Consider the following 13,422-nt stretch of genomic DNA (forward strand, 5'->3'; position numbering starts at 1 on the left):
GCCCTGGCGCATTTTTTCATCTAAAGCGAGAGAAACTGCTATGTCGAATTCAAACGTTGTTCTGGTTACCGGCGTGTCATCGGGCATTGGCCGTGCCGCCGCGGAGCAATTTGTCAAACAGGGTTGCCGGGTATTTGGCAGCGTACGCAGCATTGCCAACGCCAGCCCATTGGCCGGTGTCGAGTTGGTCGAGATGGATGTGCGCGAGGAAACCTCTGTTCGTCTTGGCATCCAATCCATCATCGACCAGGCCAAGCGCATTGACGTGCTCGTCAATAACGCGGGTACGACCCTGATCGGCGCGGTGGAAGAAACCGCAGTCAGCGAGGCCGTGGCGCTGTTCGATAGCAATGTCTTCGGCATTCTGCGCATGGTCCAGGCGGTACTGCCGCACATGCGCGCGCAGCGTAGCGGACGGATCGTCAATGTCAGTTCGGTGCTCGGCTTTCTTCCCGCGCCGTATATGGGGCTTTATTCGGCTTCCAAGCATGCGGTGGAAGGGCTGTCGGAAACCCTGGATCACGAGGTGCGCAAGTTCGGTATTCGCGTTGCGCTGGTCGAGCCATCTTTCACCAAGACCAATCTGGACCTCAATGCGCCTCAGGCGGCCTTGAGAATTGCGGCATACGACAGCGAGCGGGCGACCGTCTCCCAGGCCATACAGATGAACGTGCACAAAGCGCCGGCGCCCGAAAGTGTCGCCGCGACCATCGTCGAAGCCGCCCTGGGCGGCTGGAAGATGCGCCACACGCCCAGTGGCGAGGCCACTTTGCTGAGAAGGCTGCGCCGCTTCATGCCGGCAGGCCCTGTCGATTCTGGCCTGCGCAAGACTTTCGGTATCGGCTGAAAGCGCGTTGGCTATCCCATCATCAGCGTTGCAGGATCGAGATATGGCAACCCATAAAGAGCACCCCGTAAGAATCGTAGTCACGGGCGTCGGAGTGGTCAGCCCGCTGGGCTGCGGCAGCGAGACGGTCTGGTCGCGCCTGCTGGCTGGGCAATCAGGCATCCGAGCGCTGCCTGACGAGCTTTCCGACGGTACTGGCTGTGCGGTGGGCGGGCAGGTGCCCACGCTGGAAGAAGATCAACAGGCCGGCTACGACCCGGAGCGATACGTCGCCGCCAAGGAACGCAAGAAGATGGATCGCTTTATCGAGTTTGCCCTCGCTGCCGCCCAGGAAGCCCTGGCGCAGGCGGCCTGGCAGCCGACAGACGAGCTGCAGCGCCAGCGCACTGCGACCATCATTGCCTCCGGGGTTGGCGGCTTCGGAGCCATTGCCGAGGCCGTGCGCATCACCGACGAACGCGGGCCGCGCCGGCTCTCGCCATTCACTGCGCCTTCGTTTCTCGCCAATATGGCGGCCGGGCATGTGTCGATCCGGCACGGCTTCAAGGGGCCGCTCGGCGCGCCGGTGACCGCCTGCGCGGCCGGTGCGCAAGCCATCGGCGATGCAGCGCGGCTGATCCGCAGCGGTGAGGCGGATATTGCCGTGTGCGGCGGGACCGAGGCGGCGATCCATCGCGTTACGCTCGGCAGCTTTGCCGCGGCGCGCGCCCTGTCCACAGGCTTCAACGACCACCCTCAGCAAGCGTCGCGCCCGTTCGACCGTTACCGGGACGGTTTCGTCATGGCCGAGGGCGCAGGCCTGTTGGTGATCGAGTCCCTGGAGCATGCGTTGGCCCGCGGCGCACAGCCACTGGCGGAGCTGGTCGGTTACGGCACCAGTGCTGATGCCTATCACCTCACTGCCGGCCCCGAGGATGGCAGCGGTGCGCGCCGTGCCATGGAGCAGGCGTTGCGTCAGGCCGGTGTTACTGCGGGTGAGGTGCAGCATATCAATGCCCATGCGACCTCCACCCACGTGGGCGACTGCGGCGAGCTGGCCGCCATTCGCGCGGTTTTTGGGACTGGCTCGGGCGTGGCGATCACCTCGAGCAAATCCAGCACCGGCCATCTACTGGGAGCTGCAGGTGGAGTTGAGGCCATCTTCACCGTCCTGGCGCTACGCGATCAGATCGTTCCGCCCACGCTGAACCTCATCAACCCTGATGAGGCGGCAAACGGCCTCGATCTGGTTGGCCTGCATGCGCGGCCAATGCCGATCCAGTACGCCCTGTCGAACGGCTTCGGTTTTGGCGGCGTCAATGCGAGCCTGCTGTTGCGCCGTTGGCAGCCTCTGTCATGAGTCTGCGGCTACGAGAAGACTCCCGCCGTGGCAGGCGCCAGAGGGAGATGTTGTGGGCGGCGAGCGATATATTCGCGGCGTTCGGCCACGACCTTGCCAACATGCAGATGATTGCAGAGTCCGCCGGCGTGACCAAGGCGACGCTTTATGCGCATTTCGGCGACAAGGCGCAGCTGTTTCGGGCCGTTATCGAGTACTGGATGGAGGAGCTGCCGGAGCCGTCGCTGCCAAGCGCGGTGAATGGCGAGTTATGCACCTGTTTGGACGCAGTCGCCCAGGCGCTGTTGCAGCAAAGCATGCATCCGGCATTTCTCGCACTCACGAACATTCTGCTGCGCTCTAACTGGGTGCCACAAAAGCGCTGGCGAAAGCGCTATCACCCGTATCAGGCCTACCTGGAAAAAGTGCTCGGCCAATCTGCCCGTTGCCGCGACCCTGGGCGCGGCGCTGGCCAATTCCTGCTGCTCGCGGTCGGTAACCTGGACCCCGGTACCAGCACGCCTACGGATCAGTCACGCATCGCCGCGGCGGTGGAGCTGTTTATCCAGGCTTACGCTTAAAACTTCCTCCGGTAAATGCAGCACGACGGCAGCAAGCCAGCCTTGCAAGACCTGGCCTCGCAAACCCTGCTCAATAGTGTTGCCGAGCAATACCCCGAAGAGTTTCGACGCCTAGCCGAACTGACCCGCGTCCTGCACGAAACCTCGCGGTTGATGTTCTACCAGAACATTAGAAAAGACTGAGGAACTGTCGGCTGACTGGCTGCGGGGCTATACAGCAAACAAACGGGTTTGACTGAATCCCCTTTTGCCTTGGAGATATTTCAGGCTACCGCCATGTGGTTTTGATGAGTGTCGCGGGATTTAAGGCTCAATAGCCTGACCAATACAGTTCTCAAAAACCTGTTCCATAGGCCCGAGGTTGCAGCTGTATGCCGCGATATTTGCGTAGAGCCACTGGTCTTCTTCAATCCCCCACCAACTGATTTCAAATCCAGCGTTCATGATCAGGTGCTCAAAAAGAATCCGTTGCGTACGACCATTACCATCACGGAACGGGTGTACGACGTTGAGCTCTGAATATGCCTCCGCAACCGAGACAATCAGGTCCGCACGATCTCTGCCCTCAAACCAGTCTGCCGCCGCCATCGTCTTGAAGATCTTGTCGGCTTCCTTTGCCATATATTCTGGTTGGCAGAAGCGGGTGTTTTGCTTTGCTATACCCACTGTCCGTAACTCTCCGGCCCATTCATACAGGTCCGAAAATAGGCAGTGATGGATTTTCTGCATATATCCCAGGTCATAAGGCGGAAGGCTGAAATCAAGACTTTCAGCTGCGAGCATCGATAGTTGGCGTTCAACCTCGCTCAAGGTTGCTTCGTCACGAATGCCGAGCTTGTTGCACAGGACAGTGGAGTCCGGGTAGCAATAGGAGTCTTGGCCGACGCCGTATTTGTCAGGCATTAGCGCCGGGGCTTAGCCAAAGCGTTCAGGATTTCATCACGAGAAGGCAGCTTGGAGTTGCTGTCTGCGAGAGATGTTTTGAAGCCTTCTAGGCGCAGGCTGGCCAGGTAGTTGGATTTGCGTGTCCGGGCTGCATAGGCTTTCTTTGCTTCAAAGCTGAGGGTGCCCATTGATGCTCACCTCTTGGTGCATGACTTGGCAGAGTGTAGCGCATCTCATGGACTCGCCAAACGGGATTGACGCCTTGCGCGCCAATCCCGTTTTACTTTCAAGCGCGCGATAGCGGCGGCGTGCGCGGCGGTACCAAACGCCTCGAGCCGGTGGACTCGAACGCGGCGGCGTAGCGCAGCAGGGCGGAATCGTCGTAGGCGCGGCCAGCGAAGGTCAGGCCTGCGGGCATGCCGATGTCGGCCATCACGCCCATCGGTACGGTGACGGTGGGCACGCCCAGGTGGCGGATGGCGAGGTTGCCGTTGGCCACCCAGACGCCGTTGCTCCAGGCGATATCGGCAGACGCGGGGTTGATGTCGGCGTCCGCCGGGCCGACGTCGGCGACGGTGGGGAACAGCACGGCGTCGAGGCCGAGGTTGTCCATCCAGTCTTCCAGGTCGAGCTTGCGGGTTTGCTCCAGGCCGCGCAGGCCATCGGGCAGGGTTTCGATCTGCTCCCAGGTCTTCAGGCCGCGCTTGGCCATGTTGACGTATTCGTCCATGCCAGCGGCCAGGTCGCCCTCGCGGTTGGGCAGGGTGCCGGGGTCGTGGGGGAAGATCTGCGGGCCGTCTACGTCGGCTAGTTTGTTCAGCTTGGGATCAGCGTTGGCGCGCAGGAAGTCGTCAAAGGCCCAGCCGCTCAGTTCCCACAGTTCATCGTGGAGAAAATCCGGGGTGACGATGCCGCGGTTGTACACGGTTGGCGCGCCGGGGCGGTCGCCCTCGCAGTTGGAGACCAGCGGGAAGTCCACTTCGATGACTTCGGCGCCGGCGGCTTCCAGTGCCTTACGCGCCTGCTCCCAGAGCGCAATGACTGATGGCCGAGTGTGGATGCGTTGGCCGGTTGGGCCGCCGATGCCTGGGTTGTCACTGGTGCCGGCGGCGGCGTCCTGGTTGATAAACATGCGCGGCACACCAAAGCGTTTGCCGGCCAGGGCATCGGCTTTGGCGGCAAGCTCGGCATAGGCGGCGGGGCGTACGTCGGAGGCTTTGGGGATCGGCACCCAGGGCTGCAGGCGCCACAGATCGCCACGGGTATCCGGGTCGTCGGCGACCACGATCTCGAGTATTTCCAGCAGATCGGCCATGGTCCGGGCGTAAGGCACCACCACGTCCATGGTTGGCGTCAGCGGCCAGTTGCCGCGCACCGAGATCACCCCGCGCGAGGGTGTGTAGGCGCACAGGCTGTTATTCGAGGCCGGGCCGCGGCCACTCGACCAGGTTTCCTCGGCCAGGCCGAAGGCGGCAAAGCTGGCGGCAGTGGCGGTACCGGCGCCGTTGGACGAACCCGAGGCGAAGGGCGCAGTGAGGTAGCCGGCGTTGTACGGGCTTTCCGCGCGGCCATAGACGCCGCGCTGCATGCCGCCGTTGGCCATGGGCGGCATATTGGTTTTGCCCAGACAGACGGCCCCGGCGCCGCGCAAGCGCTCTATGGTGAAGGCGTCGCGGTGGGCGACCAGGTCCTTGAAGGCCGGGCTGCCGGAGGCGGCGGTCAGGCCCTTGACCAGGTAGCTGTCCTTGGCGGTGTAGGGGATGCCATCGAGTGGGCCGAGGGTGGCACCGCGGGCGCGGCGCTCATCGGATGCCTGGGCTTCCTTGAGCGCATCGGGGTTACGTACCACCACGGCGTTGAGCCGGGTCGGCGTGTCGGCGCCATCGTAGGCACCGATGCGCGCGAAATAGGCCTGCACCAGTTCGACCGCTGTGGTCTGGCCGGCTTCGAGCGCGGCGCGCAGCTTGGCAATGGAAACCTCGGTTACCTCGATCATGCTGTCACCGTGGGTTGTTGAAGTGGGTTGTTCATATCGCTTCTCGTGACGCTGTTTTTGTAAGTGTTGAATGGGGTGCTGACTCTATTCAAGTTGGCTGTTACGCCCCGATTTGGCTTGTGTAGCGCGAGCGTATCGCGAATAAATTAGCTATGTCCCAATAGGATGTTGCATACCTGTAGGAGCGAATTTATTCGCGAAATTCGCGGCACAATCGCGAATAAATTCGCTCCTACAGGGGCGCGGTTATCTCAGGTTAGCTGCGGGCTGGAGTGGCGAGGCCTTTGATCACCGCCGGGCGCTCGACAAAGGCTTGCAAGACCCGCTGCACATTGCTGAACCGCTCGAACTCCACCAGCTCGCCGGCCTCGTAGAAACCCACCAGGTTTCTCACCCAGGGGAAGATGGCGATATCGGCGATGCTGTACGCATTGCCCATGATCCAGTCGCGGCCTTGCAGGCGTTGGTCGAGTACGCCGAGCAGGCGCTGGGTTTCGGCGACATAGCGGTCGCGCGGGCGTTTGTCCGGGTAGTCCTTGCCGGCGAACTTATGGAAGAAGCCAAGCTGGCCGAACATCGGGCCGATGCCGCCCATCTGCCACATCAGCCACTGGATGGTTTCATAGCGCGTCGCGGCATCCTGAGACAGTAGCTGGCCGGTTTTTTCCGCCAGGTAAATCAGAATCGCGCCGGACTCGAACAGCGCCAAGGGCACGCCGTCTGGACCGGCGGGGTCGAGAATGGCGGGAATCTTGTTGTTCGGGTTAAGCGAGAGGAATTCACTGCTGAGCTGGTCGTTGGTCTCGAAGCTGACCAGGTGCGGCTCATAGGGCAGGCCGATTTCTTCGAGCATGATCGAGACCTTGACGCCGTTGGGCGTGGGCAACGAATAGAGTTGCAGGCGCTCGGGGTGCTGGGCGGGCCATTTGTGGGTGATCGGGTGGGCGATAGGGTCTGACATACGCGCTCCGGATATGAGGGTGGCGAAAGGCGCAGGATAACGGTGATTGGTGGTTTGGTCAGGTGCCTGTGTGCTCGGCCAGCAATTCTTCCAGCCACTGCATAAAGGCCCGCACCCGCTGCGGCTGATGGCGACGCTGGGCGTAGAGCAGGCTGATCGGCATGGGCGGCGGCAGGTAATCCGTTAGCAGGCGGTGCAGTTGGCCGCTGGTCAGCAACTCGCTGACGCCGATCAGCGGCGCCTGAATAATCCCCAGGCCGCCCAGGCACGCGCCTTCGTAGGCATCGATGTTATTGACCGTGACGCTCCCCGCCATCGGAAGCTGGCGTAGGGTGTCGCCGTCCAGGTATTCGAAACCATCTGAGCGGCTGCCCAGCACCGGCACGTAATGAATCAGCCGATGCTGGGCCAGGTCCTCTAGGTTCTGGGGGGTGCCGTATTGCGCCAGGTAGGCGCTGCTGGCGCAGTTGACCATGGGCAGTTGGCCGAGCGGGCGCACGATCAGATTGGGCTCGTTGACTACACCGACGCGCAGCACGCAGTCGAAGCCTTCGCGCACCAGATCGACACGTCGGTCGCTGCTGCTGATCTCCAGCTCGATCGCGGGATGCTGCGCGGTAAATTCTCCCAGCCGAGGGGCAACCTGACGCCGTGCAATAGCGGTCGGCATGTCGATGCGCAGGCGACCGCTGAGCTGCGTGCCGTCCTGGCGGAACAGGTTCTCCAACTCGTCCATGTTGGCCAGGAGGTCCTTGCTGCGCTCATACAGCACCAGGCCGTCCTGGGTGGGGCGCACCTTGCGGGTGGTGCGGTGCAGCAGGCGGGTGCCGAGCAGGGTTTCCAGGCTCTGAACCTGTTGCGACACGCTCGACCTGGGTAAGCCCAGGTTATCGGCGGCCTGGGTAAAACTGGCCAGCTCGCTGACGCGGACGAAGGTGCGCAGCAGTTCCAGGGTGTTCATGGGCAGCAGCTCTACTGGATTGTTCGTGATTGACGATCAGTGTTTCCAATTTTTCTGGGTTTATCCAGCTTAAACCGAGCAATAACCTGTGCTCACTGATTGCAACCACGGCTAGTCACCGATTAGAGGGTACGCACATGACACGTAAAATCGCATTGATCACCGGCGCAAGCCGCGGCCTTGGACGTAATGCTGCATTGCATCTGGCGGCCCAGGGCATCGACATCATCGGCACGTATCACAGTCAGGCGGCTGATGCGCAAAGCCTGGCTAGCGAGGTCGAGCAGCTCGGCGCGCGTGCGCTGATGCTGCAACTGGATGTTGGCCAGAGCAGTAGCTTTGCTGCGTTTGCCACGGCAGTGGCGGCAGGCTTGCAGAGCACCTTTGGCCGCAGCGATTTTGATTTTCTGATCAACAACGCCGGTATCGGCATTCACGCCAGCTTTGCCGAAACCAGCGAGGCGCAGTTCGATCAGTTGGTGAATATTCAGCTCAAGGGGCCGTTCTTCCTCACTCAACAGTTACTGCCGCTGATCGCCGAGCAGGGTCGCATCGTCAATATCTCCACCGGCCTGGCACGCTTCAGCCTGCCAGGCTATGCCGCTTATGCAGCAATGAAGGGTGGTATTGAGGTGTGGACGCGCTACTTGGCCAAGGAGCTGGGGCCGCGCGGGATCAGCGTCAACGTGCTGGCTCCGGGCGCCATCGAGACCGACTTCGGTGGCGGTGTGGTGCGCGATAACAGCCAGGTCAACGCCTTTATCGCCGCCAATACGGCCTTGGGCCGGGTCGGCTTGCCGGATGATATCGGCGGGGCGATTGCCATGTTGCTGAGCGACGGTGGCCGCTGGATTACCGGACAGCGGATCGAGGCGTCTGGCGGTATGTTCCTTTAACAGGCCGTTGAAAAGCGTAGACGAGGCAGCCAGCGCAAGACAAAAACAGGCGAAAAAGCGGAGTTTACGAGTTGTAAATGAGCATTTTGAGCCTGTTTTTAACGCGGCGATGGCCACGCAGGTAGTTTTTCAACAGCCTGTTAAACGAGTGGTCAGGCGGACTGAGCATCAGCACTGGGCTCATCGACACTCACCACCTGGTTGCGGCCGTTGCGTTTGGCCGCATAGGTGCGCCTGTCGGCTGTACGCAGCAGATCGTCCAGGCTGGTGCCGTCATAGCCGAGGTTGGCCACACCTGCACTGAGGGACATCGCCACGCATTTTTCACCCAGTCGCAGGGGGCTGTCCTCTAGGCGCTGGCGTAGGTTTTCGGCAACTTCAATGGCCTGGGCAGGGGCGGTGTTGGGCAGCAGCACGGCAAACTCTTCGCCGCCCAGGCGGCAGAGCAGATCGGTAGTGCGCAGGCGTTCGCCCAGCACCTGAGCCAGGTGTTGCAGCGCCTGGTCACCGGCCTCGTGGCCATACTGGTCGTTGATCAGTTTGAAATGGTCGATGTCGATAAAGATCAGCGCCAGCGGCGCGGTATTTCGCTGGGCGTGAGCATGCTCGCGTTTGAACACTTCAGTCAGTTTCATGCGGTTGGCCAGGCCGGTAAGGCTGTCGGTGCTGGCCAGCTCCATTAGCCGCCGCTCGTTGTCCATGCGGCTGCGCTCGTAGATGTGCGAGAACAGCACCATCGCCAGGCTGGCCAGGACAACGTTGGACATGATCGAGAGATTGAGCAGGTGATTTTCGCCGGTAAAGCGGTAGTTGAACGCCAGCAGGCCAAGGGTAATGAACACAATGGCGACCCGCGAACCGGTACGCAGACCGAGCAGCAGGTAGCAGATGATGGGGATGGTCTGGATCCAGGCGAATATCGTGTAACTGGTCTTGGCCAGCAGCAACGCAATCATCATGACGCAGAAGAACGGCAGCAGGTAGACCAGCGTCCAAAAGCGCAGATGGGGCGTGCGCTCAACGATGCGCAGCAGCGCCACCGAGAAGCAGGCATAAATGCCTTCAAGCGCGGACAGCACCCAGATGCCGTGAAACAGGTTGAGAATGCCGAAGAATATGCCACCGGCCAGAGTGGTCCAGAGCAGTGCCTTGAGCACCATGCGCTTGTGGCGTTCGTTGGTTTCCAGTTGAGCTGGCATACCGCACCCTTTGAAAAAACTGCAGGTGAGGACAACAGACTGTCGAACCACACCGGACGTGGTGGCCATAAAGGCACATGGCTATTGTGCTTGTTCAGCAGGCCGACGCATAGAGCTTAGGGTCTGTTCCCGTTTCGTCGCTAGCTGCGTTGCCGCGAACGAAACGGGAACAGACCCGAGACGACACCGGCGCACGATGATCATGGGTTGGCCGGCAAACCGTCAGGCGATAGCGCACACAGGCTTTTACCTGGCAGGGTAGAAGCCGGTATGGTTCGCATCAGACAAGCCTCATTCCATCAGCGGAGAACCCCGATGAGCCTGTACGGTGATTACGATCCCCAAAACATCTTTGCCCTGATCATCCGGGGCGATGCGCCTTGCTACAAAATCTACGAAGACGACAACGTGCTGGCCTTTCTCGATCTGTTTCCGCAGTCGTTTGGTCATACGCTGGTGATCCACAAGCATGCTCAGGCGCGCAATATCCTCGAGATCGACACCGAGAGCCTGTGCCAGGTGATGGCGGTGGTGCAGCGCTTGACCGGCGTCCTGGTCGAGGAGCTGCAACCTGAAGGCGTGCAGGTCGCGCAGTTCAATGGCGCGCCCGCCGGGCAGACGGTGTTCCATCTGCACGTGCATATCGTGCCGCGGTTTGCCGAGCAGGGCCTGGGCGTGCATGCCAGCCAGAAAGCCGATCCAGCCGACCTCGAAGCGTTGCAGGCGCGCTTGCTCAAACGCTTACAGGCTTGAGCGAGCAGGCTTTAACCCACCTTAAATGCTGAATTCTTTGCGCCCATGGAGGGCTTTCATGCGATTGATCCATGCCTTATGGCCCGTGCTGTTGTTGGCCGGTTGTTCTTCGTTCAAGGCTGATCCCGAGGCCATCACCCAGGTGCCGGCCGATCGCGTGCTGGCTTACCAGGCGCCGGTGGCCGGTGGTGGCCAGGTGGTGGTCAACCGCGATCTGGGTATGCTCGGCGGTGGCTGCTATGTCGCCGTGCTGGTCGACCGTCAGGTCGCTGCGCGCATCGGCATCGGCGAAGAAGTGACTCTGCAAGTGCCGGCGGGCAAGCGGGTCGTCGGGATCGGCGTCGATGAAGCCGATGACACGCTCTGCGGTAAAGGCCGCCTGCGCAAGGAAATCGCCGTGCCGATCGTGTCCGGCCAGACCCAGCACGTGCGCATCGTCAGCCAGTCCCAGGGCGGCTTCAATCTGCGCCTCGAAGCCCCGTAAAAACCGCCCCCTCATGTTCTGCAACGCTTGAGGGGGAACACCTGCCGCGTTACCCCGTCTGAACCTGCACACCCCTGTGCGTGCCTGGAGAGACGGATGAAATTGCAGAACAAGGTGGCGTTGGTCACCGGTGGAACCCAAGGCATTGGACGCGGCATTGCGCTGCGTCTGGCCGACGAAGGCGCTGATGTCGTCATCAATGGCCGTGGTGAAGACGATGACAGCCGCGAGACGCTGAAACAGTTACTGGCGCAGGGGCGGCGCGCCTGTTTTATCGCCGCAGACCTGGCCCACGTAGCAGACTGCCAACGCCTGGTAGCAGAGACCATCGCGCAGATGGGCACGCTGGACATACTGGTCAATAACGCTGGGGTGCAGCAGCACGCCGCCTTTCTCGACGCAGAACAAGCCGATTACGACCGGGTGCTGGCGGTCAACTTGCGGGCGCCGTTTTTCGTCTCCCAGGCATTCGCCCGTTACCGGGTGGAGCAGGGTGGTGGCGGTTGCGTGATCAATAACAGCTCGGTACACGAGGAGCTGCCATTCCCCAATTTCAGCAGTTACTGCGCCAGCAAGGGCGGGCTGAAGATGCTCGCCCGCAACCTGGCGCTGGAGCTTGCGCCCCATGGTATCCGGGTCAACAACGTGGCGCCGGGGGCCATCGAGACGCCGATCAACCAGGCCCTGATGAACCGCCCCGAAACCCTGGCGCGACTGCTTGAGAACATCCCCGCCGGACGCTTGGGCCAGCCGCGCGATGTGGCTGGCGCCGTGGCCTTTCTGGCTTCGGCGGATGCCGAGTACATCACCGGTACCACGCTGGTCGTCGATGGAGGCCTGTTATGGCAGTACAGCGAACAATAAACGCCGAGACCCTGGTTGATCCCTTTAGCGATGCGTTGGCCGATGTCTGTCCGGCTGACACCCTGTCGCCAGCCGAGCGTTATCAGGAGCTGTTCGTTGCGGTGCAGACCCAGCGCGTTTTTGCCGACAGCAAAACCTTCGTTGACTGCGCCCCGCGCCAGTACCCCGAGCACATTCTGCAGGCTTACCGGGCCGAGCATCATGGGCCGGACTTCGACCTGGCGGCGTTCGTCGATGCGCACTTCAGTGTGTTCAGTTTCGCCGAGCGTGATTTTGATGCCGACCGCAGCGCCAGCCTCTGCGCGCACATCGACCGCCTCTGGCCGGTGCTGACCCGCCACCCCTGCGAGCACCCGCAGCGTTCCTCGCTGTTGCCGCTACCGTTCGACTACGTAGTGCCGGGCGGGCGCTTTACCGAGCTGTATTACTGGGACTCGTACTTCACCATGCTGGGCCTGGACGCCAGTGGCCAGTGCGAGCTGATGCGCCACATGGCCGATAATTTCGCCTACCTGATCGACACCTACGGGCATGTCCCCAATGGCAGCCGCACCTACTACCTGAGCCGCTCGCAGCCACCGGTATTCGCCTTGATGACCGACCTGTTCGAGGAGTGCGGGGTGCGCCGCGCCAGCGATTACCTGCCGCAGTTGCGTAAGGAACACGCGTTCTGGATGGACGGCGCAGATCATCTACCTGCCGGAGAAACTCATCGCCGTTGCGTGCGCCTGCCGTGCGGCAGCGTGCTCAATCGCTACTGGGACGACCGCGATACGCCGCGTGACGAAGCCTACCTCGAAGATGTGGAAACGGCCCATGCCTGCGCGCGGCCGCCGCACCATGTCTACCGCGACCTGCGTGCCGGTTGCGAATCCGGCTGGGACTTCAGCTCGCGTTGGCTGGATGATCCTCAGCAGCTGTCGAGCATCCGCACCACTCGCATCCTGCCGGTCGACCTCAACAGCTTTTTATACAAGCTGGAGCGGCAGATCGCCCGGCTCAGCGCGATCCGCGACGACCCGCAGTCGGCCGAAGCTTTCGACGCCCTGGCCGATGCCCGGCGCGTCGCCATCGACCGTTATCTGTGGAGCGCTGAGGCGGGTACCTACCTGGATTACGACTGGCAGCGCGCCAGCCCGCGTACCGCGCTGACCGCTGCCATGCTCACGCCGCTGTTCGTCGGCTTGGCCAGCCCGACCCAGGCCGACGGCGTGGCGACGGCGGTCAGCGAGCACTTGCTGATGCCCGGTGGCCTGGCGACCACCACCGTGGACGTCAGCGCGCAGCAATGGGACAAACCCAACGGCTGGGCGCCGTTGCAATGGATCGCCATCCGCGGCCTGCAGCATTACGGCCATGCGCAACTGGCTGAGGAGATCGAGCAGCGTTGGTTGTCCATCGTCGCCGAGCGCTTCGAGCAGGGCAGCAAGCTGGTCGAGAAGTATGTGCTGCAGGCGGGTGCCGAGCCTGCTGACGGGGGTGAGTACCCGCTGCAGGACGGCTTTGGCTGGACCAACGGGGTGACCCGACAACTCCTGCGCGAAGATCCCAAGCACCAGGCCAACCGTTGCCGGGCGGGCACTTGCAGCGTGCACGAGCAGCGCGTGGACGTTCAGCCTTCAGGCACATAAAGCCAAACGCCGCCTGCGTAGGAGCAAGGCGGCGTTTTACGCCAGC

15 protein-coding genes are annotated in these 13,422 nt (G+C 61.9%); 9 read left to right on the forward strand and 6 right to left on the reverse strand.

The features are described from left to right. The first annotated feature begins 40 nt into the window (after positions 1–40). Genes BMW49_RS00125 through BMW49_RS00140 form a run of 4 tightly spaced genes read left to right on the forward strand, consistent with a single transcriptional unit; the run spans position 41 to position 2,929 of the window. Positions 41–847: an oxidoreductase gene (locus BMW49_RS00125; protein WP_069517127.1), complete on the forward strand. Its 807-nt coding sequence runs from the start codon at positions 41–43 to the stop codon at positions 845–847. 43 nt (positions 848–890) lie between these two features. Then, positions 891–2,186: a beta-ketoacyl-ACP synthase II gene (fabF, locus tag BMW49_RS00130; RefSeq protein ID WP_069517126.1), complete on the forward strand. Its 1,296-nt coding sequence runs from the start codon at positions 891–893 to the stop codon at positions 2,184–2,186. A gap of 47 nt (positions 2,187–2,233) precedes the next feature. Further along, entirely contained in the window at positions 2,234–2,746 is a 513-nt protein-coding gene (locus BMW49_RS00135; RefSeq protein WP_069517125.1) for a TetR/AcrR family transcriptional regulator, read from the forward strand. 42 nt (positions 2,747–2,788) lie between these two features. After that, a complete protein-coding gene (locus tag BMW49_RS00140; protein WP_371850861.1) occupies positions 2,789–2,929 on the forward strand; it encodes a hypothetical protein in 141 nt (46 codons plus the stop codon). Positions 2,930–3,049: 120 nt separating this feature from the next. Here BMW49_RS00140 and BMW49_RS00145 read toward each other — a convergent pair whose 3' ends face one another. The 5 genes from BMW49_RS00145 to BMW49_RS00165 all read right to left on the reverse strand — a co-directional run bounded on the left by BMW49_RS00145 (position 3,050) and on the right by BMW49_RS00165 (position 7,549). Next, positions 3,050–3,649, reverse strand: a complete 600-nt coding sequence (locus BMW49_RS00145; RefSeq protein ID WP_069517124.1) for a Fic/DOC family protein — start codon at positions 3,647–3,649, stop codon at positions 3,050–3,052. After that, positions 3,649–3,819 carry a YhfG family protein gene (locus BMW49_RS00150; RefSeq protein ID WP_090390804.1) on the reverse strand — a complete coding sequence of 57 codons (171 nt, stop codon included), beginning with the start codon at positions 3,817–3,819 and terminating at the stop codon, positions 3,649–3,651. The genes BMW49_RS00145 and BMW49_RS00150 overlap by 1 nt, the downstream gene beginning before the upstream one ends. Before the next feature lie 98 nt (positions 3,820–3,917). Next, entirely contained in the window at positions 3,918–5,627 is a 1,710-nt protein-coding gene (locus BMW49_RS00155) for an amidase (protein WP_069517123.1), read from the reverse strand. A 256-nt stretch (positions 5,628–5,883) separates the two neighbouring features. Continuing rightward, positions 5,884–6,588: a glutathione binding-like protein gene (locus BMW49_RS00160; RefSeq protein ID WP_069517122.1), complete on the reverse strand. Its 705-nt coding sequence runs from the start codon at positions 6,586–6,588 to the stop codon at positions 5,884–5,886. 58 nt (positions 6,589–6,646) lie between these two features. After that, positions 6,647–7,549 carry a LysR family transcriptional regulator gene (locus BMW49_RS00165; RefSeq protein ID WP_069517121.1) on the reverse strand — a complete coding sequence of 301 codons (903 nt, stop codon included), beginning with the start codon at positions 7,547–7,549 and terminating at the stop codon, positions 6,647–6,649. A 137-nt stretch (positions 7,550–7,686) separates the two neighbouring features. Between BMW49_RS00165 and BMW49_RS00170 the strand changes: the two genes are divergently transcribed. Then, positions 7,687–8,445, forward strand: coding sequence for an SDR family NAD(P)-dependent oxidoreductase (locus BMW49_RS00170; RefSeq protein WP_069517120.1), 759 nt, complete (start codon positions 7,687–7,689; stop codon positions 8,443–8,445). A 152-nt stretch (positions 8,446–8,597) separates the two neighbouring features. On the opposite strand, the gene BMW49_RS00175 is transcribed toward BMW49_RS00170, so the two are convergent. After that, the gene (locus tag BMW49_RS00175) at positions 8,598–9,644 is read right to left on the reverse strand and encodes a GGDEF domain-containing protein (protein ID WP_069517119.1); all 1,047 of its coding nucleotides are present in this window, start codon (positions 9,642–9,644) and stop codon (positions 8,598–8,600) included. Positions 9,645–9,959: 315 nt separating this feature from the next. Here BMW49_RS00175 and BMW49_RS00180 point away from each other — a divergent pair, with 315 nt between their 5' ends. The 4 genes from BMW49_RS00180 (at position 9,960) to treF (ending at position 13,376) form a co-directional block, all read left to right on the forward strand. Beyond that, the gene (locus BMW49_RS00180; RefSeq protein ID WP_069517118.1) at positions 9,960–10,397 is read left to right on the forward strand and encodes an HIT family protein; all 438 of its coding nucleotides are present in this window, start codon (positions 9,960–9,962) and stop codon (positions 10,395–10,397) included. 58 nt (positions 10,398–10,455) lie between these two features. Further along, entirely contained in the window at positions 10,456–10,881 is a 426-nt protein-coding gene (locus tag BMW49_RS00185; protein WP_069517117.1) for a 3-isopropylmalate dehydratase, read from the forward strand. 96 nt (positions 10,882–10,977) lie between these two features. Next, the gene (locus BMW49_RS00190) at positions 10,978–11,745 is read left to right on the forward strand and encodes an SDR family NAD(P)-dependent oxidoreductase (protein ID WP_069517116.1); all 768 of its coding nucleotides are present in this window, start codon (positions 10,978–10,980) and stop codon (positions 11,743–11,745) included. Continuing rightward, entirely contained in the window at positions 11,724–13,376 is a 1,653-nt protein-coding gene (gene treF / locus BMW49_RS00195) for an alpha,alpha-trehalase TreF (RefSeq protein WP_069517115.1), read from the forward strand. The genes BMW49_RS00190 and treF overlap by 22 nt, the downstream gene beginning before the upstream one ends. Positions 13,377–13,422 lie beyond the last annotated feature (46 nt).

Origin of the sequence: Pseudomonas cuatrocienegasensis (assembly GCF_900110925.1) — a bacterium.
Classification (GTDB): domain Bacteria; phylum Pseudomonadota; class Gammaproteobacteria; order Pseudomonadales; family Pseudomonadaceae; genus Aquipseudomonas; species Aquipseudomonas cuatrocienegasensis.

Coding starts and splice junctions, on each gene's coding strand:
- BMW49_RS00175 (WP_069517119.1), bottom strand. CDS start 9,644: ATGCCAGCTCAACTGGAAACCAACGAACGCCACAAGCGCATGGTGCTC.
- BMW49_RS00190 (WP_069517116.1), top strand. CDS start 10,978: ATGAAATTGCAGAACAAGGTGGCGTTGGTCACCGGTGGAACCCAAGGC.
- BMW49_RS00150 (WP_090390804.1), bottom strand. CDS start 3,819: ATGGGCACCCTCAGCTTTGAAGCAAAGAAAGCCTATGCAGCCCGGACA.
- BMW49_RS00135 (WP_069517125.1), top strand. CDS start 2,234: ATGTTGTGGGCGGCGAGCGATATATTCGCGGCGTTCGGCCACGACCTT.
- BMW49_RS00145 (WP_069517124.1), bottom strand. CDS start 3,649: ATGCCTGACAAATACGGCGTCGGCCAAGACTCCTATTGCTACCCGGAC.
- fabF (WP_069517126.1), top strand. CDS start 891: ATGGCAACCCATAAAGAGCACCCCGTAAGAATCGTAGTCACGGGCGTC.
- BMW49_RS00170 (WP_069517120.1), top strand. CDS start 7,687: ATGACACGTAAAATCGCATTGATCACCGGCGCAAGCCGCGGCCTTGGA.
- treF (WP_069517115.1), top strand. CDS start 11,724: ATGGCAGTACAGCGAACAATAAACGCCGAGACCCTGGTTGATCCCTTT.
- BMW49_RS00165 (WP_069517121.1), bottom strand. CDS start 7,549: ATGAACACCCTGGAACTGCTGCGCACCTTCGTCCGCGTCAGCGAGCTG.
- BMW49_RS00125 (WP_069517127.1), top strand. CDS start 41: ATGTCGAATTCAAACGTTGTTCTGGTTACCGGCGTGTCATCGGGCATT.
- BMW49_RS00160 (WP_069517122.1), bottom strand. CDS start 6,588: ATGTCAGACCCTATCGCCCACCCGATCACCCACAAATGGCCCGCCCAG.
- BMW49_RS00155 (WP_069517123.1), bottom strand. CDS start 5,627: ATGATCGAGGTAACCGAGGTTTCCATTGCCAAGCTGCGCGCCGCGCTC.
- BMW49_RS00185 (WP_069517117.1), top strand. CDS start 10,456: ATGCGATTGATCCATGCCTTATGGCCCGTGCTGTTGTTGGCCGGTTGT.
- BMW49_RS00180 (WP_069517118.1), top strand. CDS start 9,960: ATGAGCCTGTACGGTGATTACGATCCCCAAAACATCTTTGCCCTGATC.